Origin of the sequence: Paenibacillus sp. CF384 (assembly GCF_900106745.1) — a bacterium.
Lineage (GTDB): Bacteria > Bacillota > Bacilli > Paenibacillales > Paenibacillaceae > Paenibacillus_Z.
The window spans coordinates 212,006-230,534 of sequence record NZ_FNNV01000004.1 but is presented as its reverse complement, the minus strand read 5'-3'; the positions used below and the strand labels follow the sequence as shown (position 1 = coordinate 230,534).

At 51.0% G+C, this 18,529-nt stretch carries 17 protein-coding genes and 2 riboswitches; of the genes, 4 read left to right on the top strand and 13 right to left on the bottom strand.

Annotated elements, in window-relative coordinates; all coding sequences use genetic code 11:
* Position 1: 1 nt before the first annotated feature.
* From purS to purE, 5 genes are all read right to left on the bottom strand, one after another.
* On the bottom strand, positions 2-244 hold the full coding sequence (purS, locus tag BLW29_RS10165; RefSeq protein WP_090978904.1) for a phosphoribosylformylglycinamidine synthase subunit PurS: 243 nt from the start codon (positions 242-244) through the stop codon (positions 2-4).
* A 316-nt stretch (positions 245-560) separates the two neighbouring features.
* Positions 561-1,451, bottom strand: a complete 891-nt coding sequence (locus BLW29_RS10160) for a phosphoribosylaminoimidazolesuccinocarboxamide synthase (protein WP_090978901.1) — start codon at positions 1,449-1,451, stop codon at positions 561-563.
* A 239-nt stretch (positions 1,452-1,690) separates the two neighbouring features.
* The gene (gene purB / locus BLW29_RS10155) at positions 1,691-2,986 is read right to left on the bottom strand and encodes an adenylosuccinate lyase (protein ID WP_090978898.1); all 1,296 of its coding nucleotides are present in this window, start codon (positions 2,984-2,986) and stop codon (positions 1,691-1,693) included.
* A gap of 6 nt (positions 2,987-2,992) precedes the next feature.
* Positions 2,993-4,168: a 5-(carboxyamino)imidazole ribonucleotide synthase gene (purK, locus tag BLW29_RS10150; RefSeq protein ID WP_090978895.1), complete on the bottom strand. Its 1,176-nt coding sequence runs from the start codon at positions 4,166-4,168 to the stop codon at positions 2,993-2,995.
* The gene (gene purE, locus BLW29_RS10145; RefSeq protein WP_090978892.1) at positions 4,165-4,650 is read right to left on the bottom strand and encodes a 5-(carboxyamino)imidazole ribonucleotide mutase; all 486 of its coding nucleotides are present in this window, start codon (positions 4,648-4,650) and stop codon (positions 4,165-4,167) included. The genes purK and purE overlap by 4 nt, the downstream gene beginning before the upstream one ends.
* A 214-nt stretch (positions 4,651-4,864) precedes the next feature.
* Positions 4,865-4,965, bottom strand: a riboswitch (purine riboswitch).
* Positions 4,966-5,332: 367 nt separating this feature from the next.
* Between purE and BLW29_RS10140 the strand changes: the two genes are divergently transcribed.
* The 3 genes from BLW29_RS10140 to BLW29_RS10130 are packed head-to-tail and all read left to right on the top strand — an operon-like array spanning position 5,333 to position 7,718.
* Positions 5,333-6,223 (top strand): ABC transporter ATP-binding protein, encoded by an 891-nt coding sequence (locus BLW29_RS10140; protein ID WP_218147097.1) that lies wholly within the window; start codon positions 5,333-5,335, stop codon positions 6,221-6,223.
* 12 nt (positions 6,224-6,235) lie between these two features.
* Positions 6,236-7,033, top strand: coding sequence for an ABC transporter permease subunit (locus BLW29_RS10135; protein ID WP_090978889.1), 798 nt, complete (start codon positions 6,236-6,238; stop codon positions 7,031-7,033).
* A 25-nt stretch (positions 7,034-7,058) separates the two neighbouring features.
* Positions 7,059-7,718 (top strand): TetR/AcrR family transcriptional regulator, encoded by a 660-nt coding sequence (locus BLW29_RS10130; protein ID WP_090978886.1) that lies wholly within the window; start codon positions 7,059-7,061, stop codon positions 7,716-7,718.
* Positions 7,719-7,783: 65 nt separating this feature from the next.
* Here BLW29_RS10130 and BLW29_RS10125 read toward each other — a convergent pair whose 3' ends face one another.
* From BLW29_RS10125 to BLW29_RS10110, 5 genes are all read right to left on the bottom strand, one after another.
* Positions 7,784-9,178, bottom strand: a complete 1,395-nt coding sequence (locus BLW29_RS10125; protein ID WP_090978884.1) for an NCS2 family permease — start codon at positions 9,176-9,178, stop codon at positions 7,784-7,786.
* Between the two features lie 134 nt (positions 9,179-9,312).
* Positions 9,313-9,412: riboswitch (purine riboswitch) on the bottom strand.
* Positions 9,413-9,553: 141 nt separating this feature from the next.
* On the bottom strand, positions 9,554-9,724 hold the full coding sequence (locus BLW29_RS31390) for a hypothetical protein (RefSeq protein ID WP_177186567.1): 171 nt from the start codon (positions 9,722-9,724) through the stop codon (positions 9,554-9,556).
* Entirely contained in the window at positions 9,693-9,908 is a 216-nt protein-coding gene (locus tag BLW29_RS10120) for a hypothetical protein (RefSeq protein WP_090978881.1), read from the bottom strand. The genes BLW29_RS31390 and BLW29_RS10120 overlap by 32 nt, the downstream gene beginning before the upstream one ends.
* Positions 9,909-10,009: 101 nt before the next feature.
* Positions 10,010-11,005 carry a Gfo/Idh/MocA family protein gene (locus BLW29_RS10115; protein ID WP_090978879.1) on the bottom strand — a complete coding sequence of 332 codons (996 nt, stop codon included), beginning with the start codon at positions 11,003-11,005 and terminating at the stop codon, positions 10,010-10,012.
* Complete coding sequence (locus BLW29_RS10110) at positions 11,002-12,036, bottom strand: alcohol dehydrogenase catalytic domain-containing protein (RefSeq protein WP_090978876.1); 1,035 nt, start codon at positions 12,034-12,036, stop codon at positions 11,002-11,004. The genes BLW29_RS10115 and BLW29_RS10110 overlap by 4 nt, the downstream gene beginning before the upstream one ends.
* A gap of 155 nt (positions 12,037-12,191) precedes the next feature.
* On the opposite strand from BLW29_RS10110, the gene BLW29_RS10105 reads away from it, so the two are divergent.
* On the top strand, positions 12,192-13,109 hold the full coding sequence (locus tag BLW29_RS10105; protein WP_090978874.1) for an AraC family transcriptional regulator: 918 nt from the start codon (positions 12,192-12,194) through the stop codon (positions 13,107-13,109).
* An 809-nt stretch (positions 13,110-13,918) separates the two neighbouring features.
* Here the strand turns inward: BLW29_RS10105 and BLW29_RS10100 are convergent.
* The 3 genes from BLW29_RS10100 to BLW29_RS10090 form a co-directional block, all read right to left on the bottom strand.
* Positions 13,919-14,980 (bottom strand): peptidylprolyl isomerase, encoded by a 1,062-nt coding sequence (locus tag BLW29_RS10100; protein ID WP_090978870.1) that lies wholly within the window; start codon positions 14,978-14,980, stop codon positions 13,919-13,921.
* A 176-nt stretch (positions 14,981-15,156) separates the two neighbouring features.
* Positions 15,157-16,695 carry a glutamine-hydrolyzing GMP synthase gene (guaA, locus tag BLW29_RS10095; RefSeq protein ID WP_090978867.1) on the bottom strand — a complete coding sequence of 513 codons (1,539 nt, stop codon included), beginning with the start codon at positions 16,693-16,695 and terminating at the stop codon, positions 15,157-15,159.
* Between the two features lie 645 nt (positions 16,696-17,340).
* The gene (locus tag BLW29_RS10090; protein WP_090978864.1) at positions 17,341-18,468 is read right to left on the bottom strand and encodes a ParM/StbA family protein; all 1,128 of its coding nucleotides are present in this window, start codon (positions 18,466-18,468) and stop codon (positions 17,341-17,343) included.
* Positions 18,469-18,529 lie beyond the last annotated feature (61 nt).

Genomic DNA, 18,529 nt, shown 5'->3' with positions numbered 1-18,529 from the left:
TTTAGCCCTCCAATTCAAAACGGTAGTCTTCCACTACTGTGTTCGCCAGCAGCTTCTCGCACATCGCTTTCAGACGAGCTTCCGCTTCTGCACGATCCGTAGTATCTAGGTTCAGTTCCAAATATTTGCCGATGCGGACTTTGCCAACTTCCTCGAAGCCCATCGTGTGCAATGCGCCTTGTACAGCGCTGCCTTGCGGGTCAAGCACGTTTTGTTTGATCGTCACGTAAACTTTAGCCTTCATTTGGGGGGTCGCCTCCTGGAAAATGGGTGGTGTTGGGATGGGAGCGCTGCGCAATTGCTGGGAGTTCTCGACTCCGTCGCTGTTGAACGCACGGAAACTTTGAACAATGACCTGCGGTAGTTTCCTACGTTCAAAGGCGATCGCTATCGCTCTTCGTTCGAGAATCCCGCATTTGCTTCGCCCATCCTGGGTAAACCTTTTTTTGCAGGATGCTCTTTGAGCATCCTGGGCTCGCTTCGCGGGGCTATTCGCCGCCGCTTGCGTCGCCTGATTTATGTGGTGCGAGCCATCTGTGCTTGGCCCGCGGGTTTTTGGTTTAGACCAAATCTTCGCCGGTCAGCGCTTTGTAGATCGCTAGGTAGCGGTTGGTTGTTTCTTCTACGACGGCTTGTGGCAGTGGAGCCGGTTTGCTGTCGCGGTCCCAGTCGGAGCCGAGCAAGTAGGTGCGTACCGGTTCTTTGTCCATGCTGTCGATTTCGATGTCGTAGGCATAGTTGTCTTGAGCCCAGAAACGGGAGGAATCCGGGGTGAAGATTTCGTCGATGAGAATGACTTTACCATCTATAAGGCCGAACTCGAACTTGCAATCTGCCAGAATAATACCGCGCTCCTCGCAGAAGCCGCGTGCATATTCGTACAGGGCAATGCTCTTATCGCGAAGTTCTACCGCAAGCTCGGCGCCGACCATCTCTTGCATCCGCTCGAACGAGATATCCTCGTCATGGCCAACGTCGTTCTTCGCAGCAGGCGTGAACAGCGGCGCTGCAAAACGCTCGTTCTTGCGCAGCCCTTCCGGAAGCTCGATGCCGTTAATTGCCGATGTTTTCGCATATTGTCTCCAACCGTTGCCGGTGATATAGCCGCGAACGACACATTCGATATCGATGCGCTCGGCTTTCTTCGAAACCATAATGCGGTTTTTCAGAAGTTCAGGCTCCGATACGAGATCGCCAAGCTTGTACACGTCCGTGTGAACAATATGATTAGGCATCATCTCTGCCGTTTGATCAAACCAGAAGGTCGACAAACGATTCAGCACATTGCCTTTCTCCGGTACAGCCGGGTCCAGCACATAGTCAAACGCGCTGATGCGGTCCGTAACCACAATGAGATAATGCTCCCCAAGATCATAAAGCTCGCGAACTTTGCCTTTATACAGCAACGGCGCTTTCACATACTCCACAGCCGAAGACAACGCTTGTGTCATTCTTCTCTCTCCTTTTTTCAACGGTTTGTTTTGATTTTAATGGTTTGTGACGGAGCAGGCATGAACAATCTGTAGAAGCGTCAGCGTTCGCCTTTGTACAAGGATTTCCACCTATAATCCCTTATAGTTCAAAGAAATCCAAGGTACAACAGCGATCGAAAGATGTTCATGCATGCGCAGTCATGCTCTTAGGTGAATGCTGCATTCACGTCTCGCGACGTGAACGCAAACCAATCACCTTAAATCAATTCCAACCTTCTGAAAATCGTATCCACGTGCTTCAAATGCCACGCTGGGTTGAACGCATCCGCGATTTCATCCGCACTCAGATGAGCCGTAATCTCCGGTGTCGATTCGATAATGTCGCGGAATTGGCGCTGCTCTTCCCATGCTTGCATCGCACGCGGTTGTACCGTGTCGTACGCTTGCTCGCGGCTCATGCCTTTATCGATCAGCTTCGTCATGACGCGGCCGGAGAACGGCACGCCGAACGTACGCTGCATATTGCGTTTCATGTTCTCAGGGAACACTTGCAGGTTCTTAATAATGTTACCAAGACGGTTTAACATGTAGTTGAGCAGCATCGTGGAGTCCGGCAAAATCACGCGCTCAGCCGACGAGTGGCTGATATCGCGCTCATGCCACAGCACTACGTTCTCGTAAGCTGTCAGCATATGACCGCGGATAACGCGGGAAAGACCGGAGATATTCTCGCAGCCGATCGGGTTGCGTTTGTGCGGCATAGCGGATGAACCCTTCTGACCTTTCGCGAACGGCTCTTCCACTTCACGGAACTCACTCTTCTGCAGAGCGCGGATTTCCGTAGCGAATTTATCAAGCGAAGTCGCGATTAGTGCCAGTGCGCCGACGTACTCCGCATGACGGTCACGCTGAAGTGTTTGTGTCGAGATCGGAGCAGGCGTAATGCCAAGCTTCTTACAAGTGAACTCTTCTACGAAAGGATCGATGTTTGCGTACGTGCCTACTGCACCGGAGATTTTGCCGAATTGCACGCCGTCAGCCGCATGGCGGAAACGCTCCAAGTTACGCTTCATTTCTTCATACCAGAGGGCAAGCTTCAAACCGAACGTTGTCGGTTCCGCGTGTACGCCGTGCGTACGTCCCATCATCGCTGTATCTTTATAAGCAACCGCTTGGCCGCGTAGAATTTCAATAAAGTTCGTGATGTCCTTCTCCAAGATCGTGTTCGCTTGAAGAAGAAGGTAACCCATCGCTGTATCCACAACGTCTGTGGAAGTCAGGCCGTAATGTACCCATTTGCGCTCAGGTCCTACAGTTTCGGATACTGCGCGTGTGAAGGCGATAACGTCATGGCGCGTCTCAAGCTCGATCTCGTTGATGCGGTCGATATTGAAAGTCGCGCCTTTACGAAGGGCTTCAACATCCTCGCGCGGGATAACACCAAGCTCTACCCAAGCCTCGCATGCGCAAAGCTCAACCTCGAGCCATGCCTTGAATTTGTTCTCTTCTGTCCAAATCGCTCTCATTTCCGGTCTGCTGTAACGTTCTAACATCGTGAATTAAACCCTCCAAATGTTGGTTTCGGAAATCCATGCCAGCGCCTGCTCGACATCTGCCGCAAGCACGTTGACGTGACCCATTTTCCGTTTATGTTTGGCTTCATGTTTCCCATATAAATGAATTTTAGGCGCTACGCCTAAACGTTCTGCATGCTCATCTTGCTTGGCGATCAGCTCAAGCAGCGGTTCGACATGCTCGCCGAGCACGTTTACCATAACAACCGGCGTCAAGAGTGCCGTGTCGCCAAGCGGCAAGCCGCATACGGCGCGCACATGCTGCTCGAACTGCGAGGTCCGGCAAGCTTCCATCGTATAATGGCCGCTGTTATGCGGACGCGGCGCAAGCTCGTTGACGAACAGCTCGCCGTCTTCCGTCAAGAACAGCTCCACCGCGATCAAGCCAACGGCGCCAAGCCCTTCGGCAATCCTCGCCGCCAATCGCTCCGCTTCCCGCTGAAGCTCTTCATCGATCCGTGCAGGCACGATCGACAGATGCAGGATGTTATCGACGTGGATATTCTCCGCTGCCGGGAACGTGCGAATCTCTCCCTGCGGGCTTCTCGCCGCAATGACCGAAAGCTCCTTCTGGAAGCGAATGAACTGCTCCAGTACAAGCTCCGTGCCGGCACGATTCAGCGTCTCGAACGCTTCGTCGATTTCGGCTTCGCTGCGGATAACCCACTGCCCTTTGCCGTCATACCCACCCATGGCGGTCTTCAGCACGCAGGGCAGTCCGAAGCGACCAACTGCTTCGCGAAGCTCATCTGCGCTTCGCACCTCTGCATAAGGCGCTACCTTCACGCCCGCCGCTTCTATCGCCCGTTTCTCACGCAGTCGATGCTGCGTCGTATAGAGCAGCTCGCTGCCCTGCGGCACGTACGATTCCTCCATCAGCATCGCCGCTACTCCGGCATCCACGTTCTCGAACTCATACGTGATGACATCAGAGCGCTCCGCCAGCTCGCGAGCCGCATCGCGATTGTCATACGCGGCTACAATCTGACCTGCAACTTGTCCGGTAGGCGCATCCGGCGTAGGATCAAGCGCTATGAACCGATAGCCCATCGCACTGCCCGCATTCGCCATCATCCGGCCGAGCTGACCGCCGCCAAGAATCCCGACCGTCGCTCCAGGCAAAATCACCTTCACGTCTTTACCCGCCAAGCCGCTGCTCATAGCGTTTCACTGCTTTCGAGGACTTCCTGCTCAATCCGTTCGCGGCGCGCAAGCACGCGTGCTTGCACATCCGGATCAAACGCGCCAAGCATCTGTGCCGCAAGCAATCCAGCGTTCGTGCCGCCCGCGTTGCCGATCGCAACCGTTGCAACCGGAATGCCGCCCGGCATCTGTACGATGGACAACAGTGAATCAAGTCCGTTCAAATTCGAAGACTTCACAGGCACACCAATAACCGGCAGGATCGTCTTCGCAGCGACCATGCCGGGCAAGTGTGCAGCTCCGCCAGCACCCGCGATAATAACCTTCAAACCGCGTTCTACTGCTGTTTCTGCGTATTGGAACATAAGGTCCGGTGTCCGGTGAGCCGAAACAACCTTCTTCTCATAGGGGATTTGTAACTCGTCCAGAACGTCACAGGCTAGCTTCATTGTCTCCCAGTCCGACTTGCTGCCCATGATGACGCCGACTTTTGCTGACATCTGCTTATAACCACCTTTGTTTGATGAAGGAATCGGATTACAGGATTACAGTACAAGCCACAAAAAAAGTCCCTCAGCACAGGCTCCACAACATGGATGGCTTCGGGACTTACAAGTCCAGCAATGAAGATTGCGCCCTATCGCCGCCTGCTAACGAGTAGACAGGACAGGCAATAGACAACATCAGGCTGCCCCGTCAAGGCGGCAACCTGGTTCTTCAACTGCATGGGCTCGTAGTCCGAAAATTAAGGTTCCCGGGTAGATACTCTCGGGCCAAATCCCCAAGGATATACGAGTCTTGCACGGCAAGTATTTATTCGTTTTTCGCTATCCCTAGTTTATCAATCCTGACGCAGAATGTCAACGAAAAAACACGAACATTAATTTCAAATAAACTTAATAAAGTTCGTGTTTTACCTAGTTTTTGCAATTTTCACGAATTGTTTTGAACATTTTGTGATCTTGTTGGTTATTCGAGCGATTACGGATCTCATCCTGTCTTCTTGCTTTCCTACAAAAACCGACAAAATACGCAGCCTTTTCAAGTCGATAAGTCCCTTTAGTCCCGTCTCTCGAACACATAAAAAACTCATTGACTAGCGAGTCAATACAGGCGTACAATCACATTGACTCATCAGTCAACCGCAATCATTAATCCTCTAAACGATAGGAGGCTCCAAGCGTGAAACCAATCGTCGAACTTCGTCAGTTGACGAAAACGTACGGCAAGAGCCGCGGCATATCCGATATATCCTTTGCGATCGGAGAAGGCGAGGTATTCGGCTTCATCGGACCGAACGGCGCCGGCAAGAGTACCGCCATTCGAACGCTGCTCAATTTCGTCTTTCCTACCTCGGGCAGCGCCTCGATCCTAGGTATGGACATCGTGAAGGATGCTAAGGCGATCCGCCGCCAAGTCGGTTATTTGCCATCGGAAGTCTTTTATTATGACGACATGAAGGTTATGGATCTGCTCAAGTATTCGGCGGCTTTCTACGGGGAAACAGACTCCAAACGTATCACAGAGCTGGCCGAGCGCCTTGACCTGGATCTCTCCCGCAAGATTGAAGACCTCTCCTTCGGCAACCGCAAGAAAGTCGGAATTGTTCAAGCGCTGCTGCACCGACCGAAGCTGCTCATCCTCGATGAGCCAACAGGCGGCCTCGATCCCCTTATGCAGCATACATTCTTCGAGCTGCTCACCGAAGAGCGCAGGAATGGCACAACGATCTTCTTCTCTTCTCACATTCTGAGCGAGGTACAGAAGATGTGCGACCGGGTCGCCATTATCAAAGAGGGAGCGCTTATTAAAGTGGAATCCGTCGAGCAACTGCTCAAGAACAATTTGAAGAATATCACCCTGACCGTAAAACAAACCGACGCCGATGCCATGAGGCTACCGCAATTAAGCGGCATCATTAAGCAAGAAACGACCGGCTCCCATGTGAAGCTGCTGTATGGCGGCGATATGAAAGCACTCATTCAAGGCTTGGCGGAATGCGCCTTCACGGATATTTTGATCGAAGAGCCTTCGCTTGAGGAAGTATTCATTCATTATTACGAGAAAGAATAAGGAGGCAGAACGATGCTTCTCAGAAGAGAATTCAAACGGAATCTTCGGGGATTGATCATCTGGAGTATTATTATGGCCGGTATCATCCTCTTATATTTAAGCATTTACCCGGAATTCGCGAAGCAGCAGGAAGGGCTGGACGATATGATGAGCACCCTTCCGGATGCGATGAAGAAAGCTTTCGGCATGGATCGGCTGAACCTGAGCTCCCTGCTCGGATTCTATGGGATCGAGATTCATTTGATGACGACCTTGCTCGGCAGTATTTTCGCATCCTTATTGGCCTCAAACATTGTAGCGAAGGAACAGCATGAGAAGACGATCGAATTCCTGCTCTCAAGGCCGATTACGAGAACGCAGATTATTACGCAGAAGCTCGCTGCCGTAGTCATCAATATCGTGCTTTTCAACCTAGTCATTGTCGCCGCCAGCCTTATTGGGTTTCAATTCTCGAAGGACAACGACGTATCGCTGTCTACCTTCTTCCTGCTGGAATCGGCCGTCCTGCTCATGCATTTGACCTTCGCAAGCATTTCGTTCTTGTTCTCGACGATCTTGAGAAGAACCCGGTCCGTCGTATCCATGTCGCTCGGATTTGTATTCATTACGTATTTCTTCAGCATTATCTCAGGCGTCTCCGACCATTTCACTTGGTTCAAATATATCAGTCCCTTTAAGTACGCCGAAGCAGCAGCCATTATCACGGACCGGTATTTCGATCCGCTGTACATCACCATTATGGCCGCCGTTATCGTCTGTTGCGCGTTGTCCGCATACTGGTATTATAGTAGAAAAGACATCACCGTTTAGCTGATGAGGAACCGAGGTGTAGGCTGTGTACCCCGCATTCGCGAAGCTTCCTGAAGAGAAACAGGAGCTCATTATGACGATTTGTATCGAGGAATTTGCCAAGAACGGCTACACGAACACCTCCACGGATACGATAACGGCGAGAGCCGGCATTTCGAAAGGCATTCTTTTTCATTATTTCAAAAGCAAAAAGAACCTCTATCTCGCCGTCGTCCAGCATGCGATGGATCTGTTGGTGGAGAAGTCCATTAGTGCGGTTGAAGCGATCGGCGCGACCGATTTCTTCGAGCATATCAAGGAGATCGTGCTGGCGAAGCAGCGCGTAACTTTGCATTATTTGCACGAGACCGAGCTAGTACAGCGTGTCATCAGCCATCCGCCGAAGGCCGTGGAGGCCGAGATCGAGAAGCTGATCCAAGCGTATCAGAAGACGTTCACGACCCCGGCCATGCTAAGGTCGATCTATAAAGCTGAGCTTCTGGACGCAGCTCCACTGCGGGATGGACTGGACGCCGATGCGGTTTTCAACCATGTCACCTTCGTCTTGAATGCCCTGTCGAACAAATACCTGCTGCTTCATAAGTCCCACACGCTCGCTCCCGTTACGATTGAGCAGAAGCTGATGCAAGAGATCGATACGTTTATCGATATGATCAAATATGGGGTTTATAAGCAGGATACTTAGAAGACTCACGCACAACAAAGAGGACGACGCAGATTCTGCGCCGTCCTCTTTTTCAAGTCGTTCTATTAGCCTTGGCTTCCGATAAACGCGTAACGTGCGATGATAAGAATCGCAAGCACCCACATGAGCCAGTGCACTTTGTAGCCGCCTTTTTTGCCGGCAAGATTAGCTGTTGTTGCAAGCACGACATACGCAACGATACCGAAGGAAATACCGTTAGCAATGTTGTACGTGAAAGGCATCATGGCGATCGTCAGGAACGATGGAATCGCGTAAACCATGTCTTGGAAGTCGATTTCTTTGATCGATTGAACCATCAGTACGCCTACGATGATTAGTGCCGCTGCTGTCGCAGAGCCCGGAATCAACGAGATGAGCGGCCACAGGAACAGGGCTGCCAAGAATGCAACGCCGGTTGTTACCGCCGTAAGACCCGTACGTCCGCCTTGCGCGATACCCGCGGAGCTCTCAACGAAAGCCGTTACCGTACTCGTACCCAGCATTGCGCCGCCGCTTACGCCGACTGCATCGACAAGCATCGCTTTACCGACAAGCTTCTTGCCCTTCTCAGGGTCTTTCATGTAGCCTGCACGGTTCGCTGTACCTACAAGCGTTCCGAATGTATCGAACAATTCAACGAATGTAAAGGTAGCGATGATGGAAATCAAGCCGGTGTCCATAACACCTTTGAAGTCGAAGTCCCAGAAGTTTCCTTTGCTGAAATCAGGGCTCCACGATTGACCTTTGAGGCCTTCCGATACGTTCACATCACCGGTTAGAATTGCGATAAGCGTCACGCCAAGAATACCGAACAGAATTGCGCCAGGTACGCGCAGCACCATCAGAACAGCAATCAGCAATACGCCGATCAGCGTCAGGTACACGCTGGAGTTCTCCAGGCTGCCCATGTGGAACACGGACTCAAAGCCCAGTACATCTGTGAATACGCCTTTAGGAACATCCGTAACCGTATTCTCAACACCGACGGTCATGATGCCGCTGTTTTTCAAGCCGATGATCGTGATGAAGAGTCCGATACCGACTGTGATGGAATGCTTCAAGCTGTCAGGAATAGCTACGATTAGAAGCTGGCGAACTTGTGTAATCGTCAGGATGAAGAATACAATACCCGAAATAAATACTGCCGTTAAGGCCATCGAAGGAGAAATCGGTGTGTCTGTTGCTTTGGAAGCAAGCACCGTTGCCGCGAAGTATGCATTAAGACCCATACCTGGTGCGAGCGCAACCGGGAAGTTCGCGAACAACCCCATCGCAATCGTGAAGATACCGCCCGCTAAAGCGGTTGCCAAAAATACCGAATACCCATCAAGTCCTGCAGTTCCGAGAATACCCGGATTGACGGCCAAAATGTAAGCCATCGTCATGAAAGTCGTAAGGCCCGCCATAATCTCTGTCCTTACATTTGTTCCGTGTTCCTTCAAACGAAAGAAACTACCCATTTTTCAAAAACCCTCCCCAAAAAATGTTTCAGAACAAACAAGAACCCAGAAAAAAAATGCCGATGATGTCGGCATTTCTCCCTAGGTTCCACGCAAAACAAGACAAGAAGGCGCGATATGACCCATCAGCGCCTTACTTCTGTCTTGCTTCTCGTAGACAGGTCATTACGGTGACCTCGTAGAGACTCTCAAGCCGATTCTTGAGATTATACGAAAAGATATGCTGTTTCTGTTTGTATTGATCTGTGAATATTTTAGCGAGGAACTCCTGAGCCTGTCAATGGCAAACGTTTGCAAATTAGGTAATTGTCCTTATAAAGCGGAAAACACTTTCCTTTGTGCCTTGTCGCATGCTTCTGCTCGTCCACCAAGATGCTAGCCAAAGCGTTTCATTAACTGCTTTATGGCTGCCGACATCTTCTGTTGGCTTCGTTTCTCCGAATCGGCTTTTTCAAGTGCAAGAATCCCTATGCCATAGCCAATAATGGCAAGAGTAGAGGAAATTTTGGCGAGATCATCGGCTGTAATCTGCTTTTGTTCCGGCATTTGCGGAGCGCTCCTTCTTCATGATGCGTGGGGATTCTAATAATTCCTCTTTCTCTGTTCTGGCTTTCAGCACGGCAAGCAACCCAAACAAGTCCCCGACAACCAGAATGATCGCCGCCCATAAAGCAAGGTCATCCGCAGATAACTCATTCAACTCCTTGTTGCTACGTGTTGCTTTCGCCATTTGGATTACCCCTTGTTTCGTTAGCTGATAGTAGCCTATGCGTTAAGGGCGTTAGCCGCGTAGGCTGCTGCCTTGGGGGGCCAAAATTTTATACGGCGAGGTCAATGAGCGGACTCCACCTTCACTCGTCTGCCACTTTCAAACGAACGAATGGCCGCATCGGTGATAGCCAAAGCGCGGTACCCGGCTGCTGCATGAATGGGAGGCTGCTGCTTAGCCATGAATGCTGCCAGCATGGCATCCACATGTTTATCCATCGTGAGATGGAACTGGCGATCGACATCGTTGAAGTATCCCGCCTCCCAGGTTTCGCCCAGCTCGCTCCCTGAAGGATGGAACGTATACTTCTTGACCGTATCGTGAATGACGACCCGTCCATTCGTACCGTCCAGCTCCACACGATGCGTGTCCGGATATGCGTAAGAAGAATCGTAAGTACCGATGAGCGTGCCAACCGCGCCGCTGCTGAATTTCAAGGCAAGGGCTAACGTCCGGAAGCCTCCCTGGGTCAAGTCGGACATCTCGGCCGACACCGCTTCGATTGGGCCGCATAGATGCTCCAGCATGTCGAAACCGTGGCATTGCGTCTCGATGAGATTTGCATGCGGATGCGTGCTCGAACCGTCCCCGCCGAAGCGCCACGATGCGAAAGTCAATTGTCCCAGCCGCCCTGCGTCAATCGCTTCACGTGCCAGTTGGACAGGCTTGGCATACCGATGATTGAAGTTGATCGCAAAGAACAAACCTCGCTTGTCTGCTTCGTTCAACAGAATATCCGCTTCTCGCAAGGAGAACACCAAGGGCTTCTCCACAAGTAGCGGCACGCCTGCCTGAATAACTTGAAGCGTCGTTTCGAAATGCCCCTGATTCGGCAGGCATAGGCTGACCAAGTCAGGCTGTTCCTTCTCCAGCATAACGGCGAGGTCGGTGTACGGTGTCGTGTGAAACTGTTCGGCACGCTCCCTCGCTTTCTCCGGATTGCGTCCTACCAGCGCGCAGAACTCAACATTGTCATGGGCGTCGAAAATTCTGGCATGCTGCCTTCCCCAACCGCCTGTGCCGACAAGTGCTACTTTGACTTTCTTCGTCTCGCTCATTGTTCGACGATCACCTTTCCGGTATTTCCTTGGAAAAATAGCTCATACGCTTCTTGAAGTTTACTCTGCGGGAATCGATGCGTAATGATTTGCTTGAGATAGGGCAGGTTCGCTAAGAGCCGTTCATGATTGTCTGCCAAATCCTGATACCGGAAATACTCGCTGCCAAGCACCGTCCGCTCGGTCGCGATCAAATCGCCGGAAACGTTTAGATGCAGTTCCTCACCATGTCCTACGCATACGAGTGCACCTGGCTTGTTTAGACAGTTGAGTGCGGCTTGGCGCGCAACCGTTCTGCCACTAGTATCTACGGCCAAATCAACACCTTCGAACTGCATCGCGTCCAACCGCTCACGAACACTCTCACGGCCAAGGTAGACAGGAACCGCCCCCATTCGCTCCGCCAATTGAAGACGGTATTCGTTGTAATCCATGATGAATACAGGCGTTTCCTCGCCCAGGAGCAGCTTCGCCATCGCCAGAACGCCAAGTCCGATTGGACCGGCGCCGGCAATAACCGCTGAACCAATGTGCGGGAGCACTTGAAGGCCGCGCTGGATGGCATGTCCCCCGGTCCCCATAATATCCAGCAGCATCGTGGCTTCCGCCATCGGAAGTGAAGCGTCTATTTCAAAAAAGACATTTTCGTTCACCAGCATATAAGGCGCATAGCCGCCATCATGCGAGAAACCGTAATCCGCCCGTTTATGGAGGCATAGATTCGTGAAACCCGACTTGCAATTCCGGCATGCTCTGCAGAAATCCATGAGGAAAACAACGCCATGCGCACCTTCGCGTGTAGTTGTGCCCGCTCCAGCAGTAATAACTATGCCGGCTGCCTCATGCCCTGGCACGACTTGAGTTCCATGCTCGAATTGTCCGCGATCCGAACCGCACAAAGCGTTCGCTTTGACCTTCAAAAGCAGCTGGCCGGGACCGGGCACCGGGATGTCTTTGACCCCATATTCAATTCGCCCTCCCCCTGCAAAAATCGGGACCGTCATCGTTCCAATTGCACCAGTGTTTTCCATTGTCAAATCTCCTCCTATATGCCGCCAAAAGTTATTGTGAATATGCTTCAATATACGAATAATGATATAATATTGAACGTGATTTTCCTTACATGAATTCATGATCTTATTGTCTAAAACACTTATTTCTATAAGCAAATGAAAGGGCGTCCGGGATGGAATTGAAGGATAATATGATTCACGTATCTCCACATGTTCGGCTGTGCTATACCTTCGAGCGGTCTGATTTCTTTCAAGGGCCGAGGCGGCTGCTCGACTACTTGTTTCTGTATTTGGACAAGGGACGCTACGTGCTGACAATTGAGGGGAAGGAGTATGAGCTGCTGGAGGGGGAATTTGCGTTAATCCAACCTGGACTGCTGTTTACGACGCAAGGTTACGGCGATTGCGTCGTCCCGAACGCTCATCTGGATTTCTTCTATAATCCGCTTCGCGAACAGAGCTTCGTCACCACGCCCGGCATGACGACGCTGACCAAATATGCCGAGCTGCTGCAGCCGCGGCTGGATGAATTGGGAATGGCCCAGCTCCCGCCGATTATCGTTCCTGAGAACGCGAAGAAGCTGAAACAAACTCTCATGCAAATGATCGATAATTTCAAAAATCACGACGTGATCAGCATGATACGGGTCCAGCAATTGGCGATGGAACTACTGATTCAGCTCATTGGCAGCAGCGACCGCCAAAGTCCGACCAGTGATTACTACGAGCACCGGTTCAAAGCGCGCATGGAAGCTTATTTATCCTCCAATCTGTCGGCACCGCTAAGCATCGCTGACATGGCGCAGCATATCGGCTACTCGGAATCCCATTTCTGCCTCATATTCAAACAAGTCTTCGGCGAGCCACCGCACAGCTACCTCGTTGGCATGCGAGTCGGCAAAGCACAAGAGCTGCTCCGCTCCACCGATCTGCATCTCGAGGTAATCGCCGACTATTGCGGCTTCGCCAATGCTTCGCATTTCTCTAAAACCTTCAAACAAATCACATCGCTGACTCCTGGGGGCTATCGGAATAGCTCGGAGGGCGAGGACGGGGAACTCGAGGCTCTCGTCCCCGTTTTGGAGCTGTAAGCGATATAGTCGCTTACAGCAGGTAAAACCGAACAATCTTCACTCCTTTAGCGGAATAGCCGCTTACAGCGCCGACATTCTTGTAAAACTAACCCCTATCTCCTACTTGCCCGCTCTGTAAGCTGTATAGTCGCTTACAGCAAGCAAAACCGAACAAACTTCACTCCATAAGCGGAATAGCCGCTTACGGCGCCGATATTCTTGAAAAACTAACCTCAATCTCCTACTTACCCGCTCTGTAAGCTGTATAGTCGCTTAGAGCATGCAAAACCGAACAAACTTCACTCCTTTAGCGGAATAGCCGCTTATAGCGCCGACATTCTTGTAAAACTAACCCCAATCTCCTACTTGCCTGCTCTGTAAGCGGAATAGCCGCTAACAGCAAGCAAAACCGAACAAACTACTCTCCTTTAGCGGAATAACCGCTTACGGCGCCGACTACGACAGTATGGTTAGGTTAGTTTCCGTGCTGAGAGTCGGCTTTTGCGACTCTCAGCAGCATTTAGGCGGAGTTTGGCCGCTGAGAGTTGGTTTATCCGACTCTCGACGGCCGCCAACTTCGCTTTCTGGTTAGTTTTCGTGCTGAGAGTCGGCTTTTGCGACTCTCAGCAGCATTTAGGCGGAGTTTGGCTGTCGAGAGTTGGTTTATCCGACTCTCAGCGGCCGCCAACTTCACTTTCTGGTTAGTTTTCGTGCTGAGAGTCGGCTTTTGCGACTCTCAGCTGCATTTGGGCGGAGGCGACAAAAACATCATAAAAAAACCGAGAGTTCAAAATTCGAACTCTCGGCTATGGGATCACCTTACTCCGCTACTTTCCTATTAGCGTATTCGTAATTTGCGCCTTGGCCTTTAACTCTTCCAGCAGCCCAGGGGAAAGTTCGGCAACCTTCTGGCTGATCAGTTGTTCCCGGATCTCCGCTTTTTTCTCATCGAATGTCGCTACCTTCGCTGCCTTGTGGTCGGTTAATTTGATGATGTGATAACCATACTCCGATTTAACCGGTCCACTTAGCTCGCCAACTTTAAGCGCGAACGCTGCTGTTTCAAACTCAGGAACCATGTCCCCTTTGCCAAAGTAACCAAGATCCCCGCCGGAGCTTCCGCTGCCTACGTCCGTTGATTTCTCTTTCGCAAGCTTTGCAAAATCCGCTCCTGCTTTCAGCTGCTTCAGAATTTCGTCAGCTTCTGCTTTCGTCGCGACCAGGATATGCGATGCTTTTACCTGCTCCGGCTCATCGAATTCAGCTTTATTTTGCGTGAAAAATTGTTTCACTTGTTCGTCAGTCACCTTCACGCTCGGCTCGACAAGCTTGCGAATGCGAAGCTGCATCGGGGTTTGCTTCTTCAAATCATCAAGCGTCATGCCTGCTTGCTGCAGAGCAGATTCAAATTCTGCTTCAGAAGGGAAGCGTTTCTTGATTTTCTCTATTTCCGCATCCACATCTGCATCGCTGATTACGATTCCTTTTTTATTCGCCGCTTGTTTAATAAGTTCATCTTGAATGAGGTTGTCCAACGTGTGCGCGCCGCCAACCGCAGCCATCTCCGTGTACAGCTGGTTCCTTGTAATCGATGTGCCGTTAACGGAACCAACCGCTTGATTGCCCGCATCGCCTAATGGTGACTTTTCGGGCTTGCTCGTAATCACGACTGAATTCGATGAGGAATTGTAGTTGACAGTTGCACCGAGCATCTCAGCGGCGGAGCGAATAGGAACGTAAGTAACCCCTTTGATCGATACCGGTTCTACCGTTGACTTCTTACCATTTACAACCAAGCTCATCTTCGTTGCTGCGTACGCTCCTGCACCTGCCGCGAGCGTCATGCCCACTACGATCAGTGCAGTTATTCCCACTTTACTTTTAATCACACAATAAACCTCCCGCTGGAATCATATATGATGACTGCTAATGGATTTCATATTAGGATTCTATCTCATTACTTTGGATACATAAACCATTTTGATCCAATCTTTATGTTGGTCATAAAAAAACTCCCTTCTACCGCGATTTAACGCAGATAGAAAGGAGTATTGGATCGTGCAATCTATTCCCACTCAATCGTAGCCGGCGGCTTCGACGTCACATCATAAACGATACGGTTAACGTTGTCCACTTCGTTGACGATACGTACGGAGATCTTCTCGAGCACGTCCCAAGGGATACGCGCCCAGTCAGCAGTCATACCGTCGATGGACGTAACGGCGCGGATACCGACCGTGTACGAATACGTACGCGCGTCGCCCATAACGCCAACGCTCTTCATGTTAGGCAATGCTGTGAAGTACTGCCAAATTTCGCGGTCAAGACCTGCTTTGGCAATTTCATCACGCAGGATTGCATCGGAATCGCGAACGATCTTCAGCTTCTCTTCGGTTACTTCGCCAAGCACGCGGATCGCAAGACCCGGGCCTGGGAACGGCTGACGCCATACGATAGCTTCAGGCAGACCGCATTCTTCGCCGACTTTACGAACCTCATCCTTGAACAACGTCTTCAGCGGTTCAACGAGCTTGAATTTAATATCTTCCGGCAAGCCGCCGACATTGTGATGCGACTTGATCGTTTGTGCAGTAGCCGTACCGCTCTCCACGATATCGGTGTAAAGAGTGCCTTGTGCCAAGAATTCGAAATCATCGAATTTCGCGGATTCCTCTTGGAACACGTAGATGAACTCGTTGCCGATGATTTTACGCTTCTGCTCCGGATCGTCGACGCCTTTCAGCTTGCCCATGAAGCGCTCTTTAGCATCGATTTTGACAACCTTCATATCGAACTTGCCTACGAACGTTTCCATAACGCCTTCTGCTTCGTCTTTACGCAGCAAGCCATGATCGATAAACATACAAGTCAGCTGGTCGCCGATTGCTTTGTGCAGCAAAATCGCTACAACAGAGGAATCCACGCCGCCGGACAGTGCGCAAAGCACTTTGCCATTGCCCACTTGCGCACGGATATCACGGATCGTGTCATCAATAAACGTAGTCATGCTCCAGTTGCCTTCGCAGCCGCACACGTTATAGAGGAAGTTGCGAATCATTTCGTTCCCTTGTACGGAGTGACGCACTTCCGGATGGAATTGAACCGCGAATACTTTGCGATCCGGATTACTCATCGCCGCGATCGGCGCATGGTCCGTGCTCGCATCAACGCGGAAGCCTGTCGGCAATTCCACTACATGGTCGCCGTGGCTCATCCATACGGTTTGTTTGCTGTCGAGATCCTTCACAAGCTCGCTGCCCGCGATGAACTCTACGTCAGCTTTGCCGTATTCGCGTTTGCCTGCACGCTCAACTTTACCGTCAAGCTGGTGCGCAATCAGCTGCATGCCGTAGCAAATACCGAAGATTGGCAATCCCAAATCATAAATCGCAGGGTCTACAAGCGGAGATTTCTCTTCATACACACTTGCGGGTCCTCCCGAGAACACGATGCCTTTCGGCTGCAGCTCGCGGATCCGTTCCACCGAAGTATTGTATGGCAGCATTTCGCTGTATACACCCAAATCCCGGATACGTCTTGCAATTAACTGGTTGTACTGTCCGCCGAAATCGAGGACGACGATCAATTCATTTGGCTTGTCCACTTTTTATAAAGCCTCCCTCAAATCATTGTGTCAATTATATATAGGCGGTAAGTGACAGTCAAGGCGAATGGAGGCAATCCGATAAGGATATGGATATCAGCTGTACGGTTGTGTGAGTGGAGGCTGAAATGAACGAGTGAAGGTACGCCGAAGTGTGACCCAGCACCGCATGCCGCGACGGCAACACGCACTTAGGTAAGGGTAATAATACAGCGAATCCATAGAACAATCCCCCTGCCAGCTTGGAGTGGGAGTAGGTGGGCTGAGCTCTAACGGTTGCCACAGTGCTTATTTGGTCATTTTTGGCTTTGTTTTTTCTCTAACGGTTGCCAGAAGCCTTATTTATCCTTTTACTAGTATAAAACACTCCGAATTCGCGAAATAGCCTCTCTGGCAACCGTTACAATTTCTGCATGCCGAAAATCGGGAGTTTAAGCGCGCTGGCAACCGTTACAATTCAAAGGGAAGCAACTTTACGAGCATGCGAGTGTTATGTAGCAATGCAGCTCTCATGGTGAGCTTCTTAGGGAGAAAACATACGTTCACCTCCGGATATGCTGCCCCCCTCCCCCCTGCACTACTTGTCCAATTAAAAAAGTCGAGCCGCCTTCTCCAGGCAGCCCGACTCTCTTCATACAAATAGTTCTATTCTTCCTCGCTTGTGGCTGCAACTGCTGTAGTGGCCGCGATGGATTGGTTCGTTTTGTTTTTGGCCAGCTTCAGGTAGCCGTAGACGTTCTGGAATTCGCTGTCGTTCACGAAACGAAGGCGAACGGAGCCTGCCGCCTCATTAATGTACTCACGCAGTGCCAAAGCTCCACCGCCCAGTACATAGAAGCACTGAATGTCCGGGTTCTTCTTCCAACGCTTCAGGATCAGATCAAGCACTTTATTCGCTGCACGATTGAAGTAGTTGTCCACGATTGGACGAATATCCGCCTGACCTTCACCAATTCGCTGGATGATGTAGTCACGGTTCTTGATGCGTTGAATGAGCTTCGTGCGGCTCGGGAAGCGGTGGCCGAACTGGTCTTCAACGTCACGGATAATATTGTCCAGGTAGCCCGCAAGGCCGAATTGCTCGCCAGTGCTGAACTGGTTATCGATGCTCATCCGTTTAATAACCGGGAAATCCGTCGTGAGCGCACCCATTTCACAAATACCGATGCAGCCGTAGTACAGCTCTTCGTTCTTCACGGTCAGGTTGTCGTGTGTGGCCATGTGGAACAGCGCTGCCGCGCCTTCAATGGAAACGACCGCACGTTTGATAATGACGCGAATGGAGCGGCCGCGCAGCTTCGGCGTGGAGAGGAAGGTAACCTCATGCTCGCCTACCAGGCGCTCCTCGAACGTTTTGTGAAAACCTGCATAGGTACGTACCGGCAAACCCGTTCCCACGATATACTCTACCGCTTGCGTCGTCTGCCCCTCTACCGGCTCATAGGTTTGGCTAGTCAACCCCGCATAAGCAAGTGCCGTCAGCGCCACGATCAACGCTTGATCGCTGGTCGCTTTGTTATCGGTCTCTTCGAGCTCCGAAATATCTTGATCTTCCATCGCCAGCAAGCCTACGAAGTAGCGTTGGTTGTTTTTCTTTAATTTAGGACTGTATACACGTACGTCTAGTGCTTTAAGCGGTGAATCCTCATCTTGAAAAATATGACGCTCATAGCCCGGGGAAAGAATACTTGGGACTACAATCGGCTCCGACGCTCCATCAATTACCAGCTTCACACTATCGTTTCCTACGTCAATACCTGCAATTTTAATCACATAAGTGCCCCCGTTCGTTGTCTTAGCCTATTTCCACTGTTAAGGTGAAGCAATTCGCTAT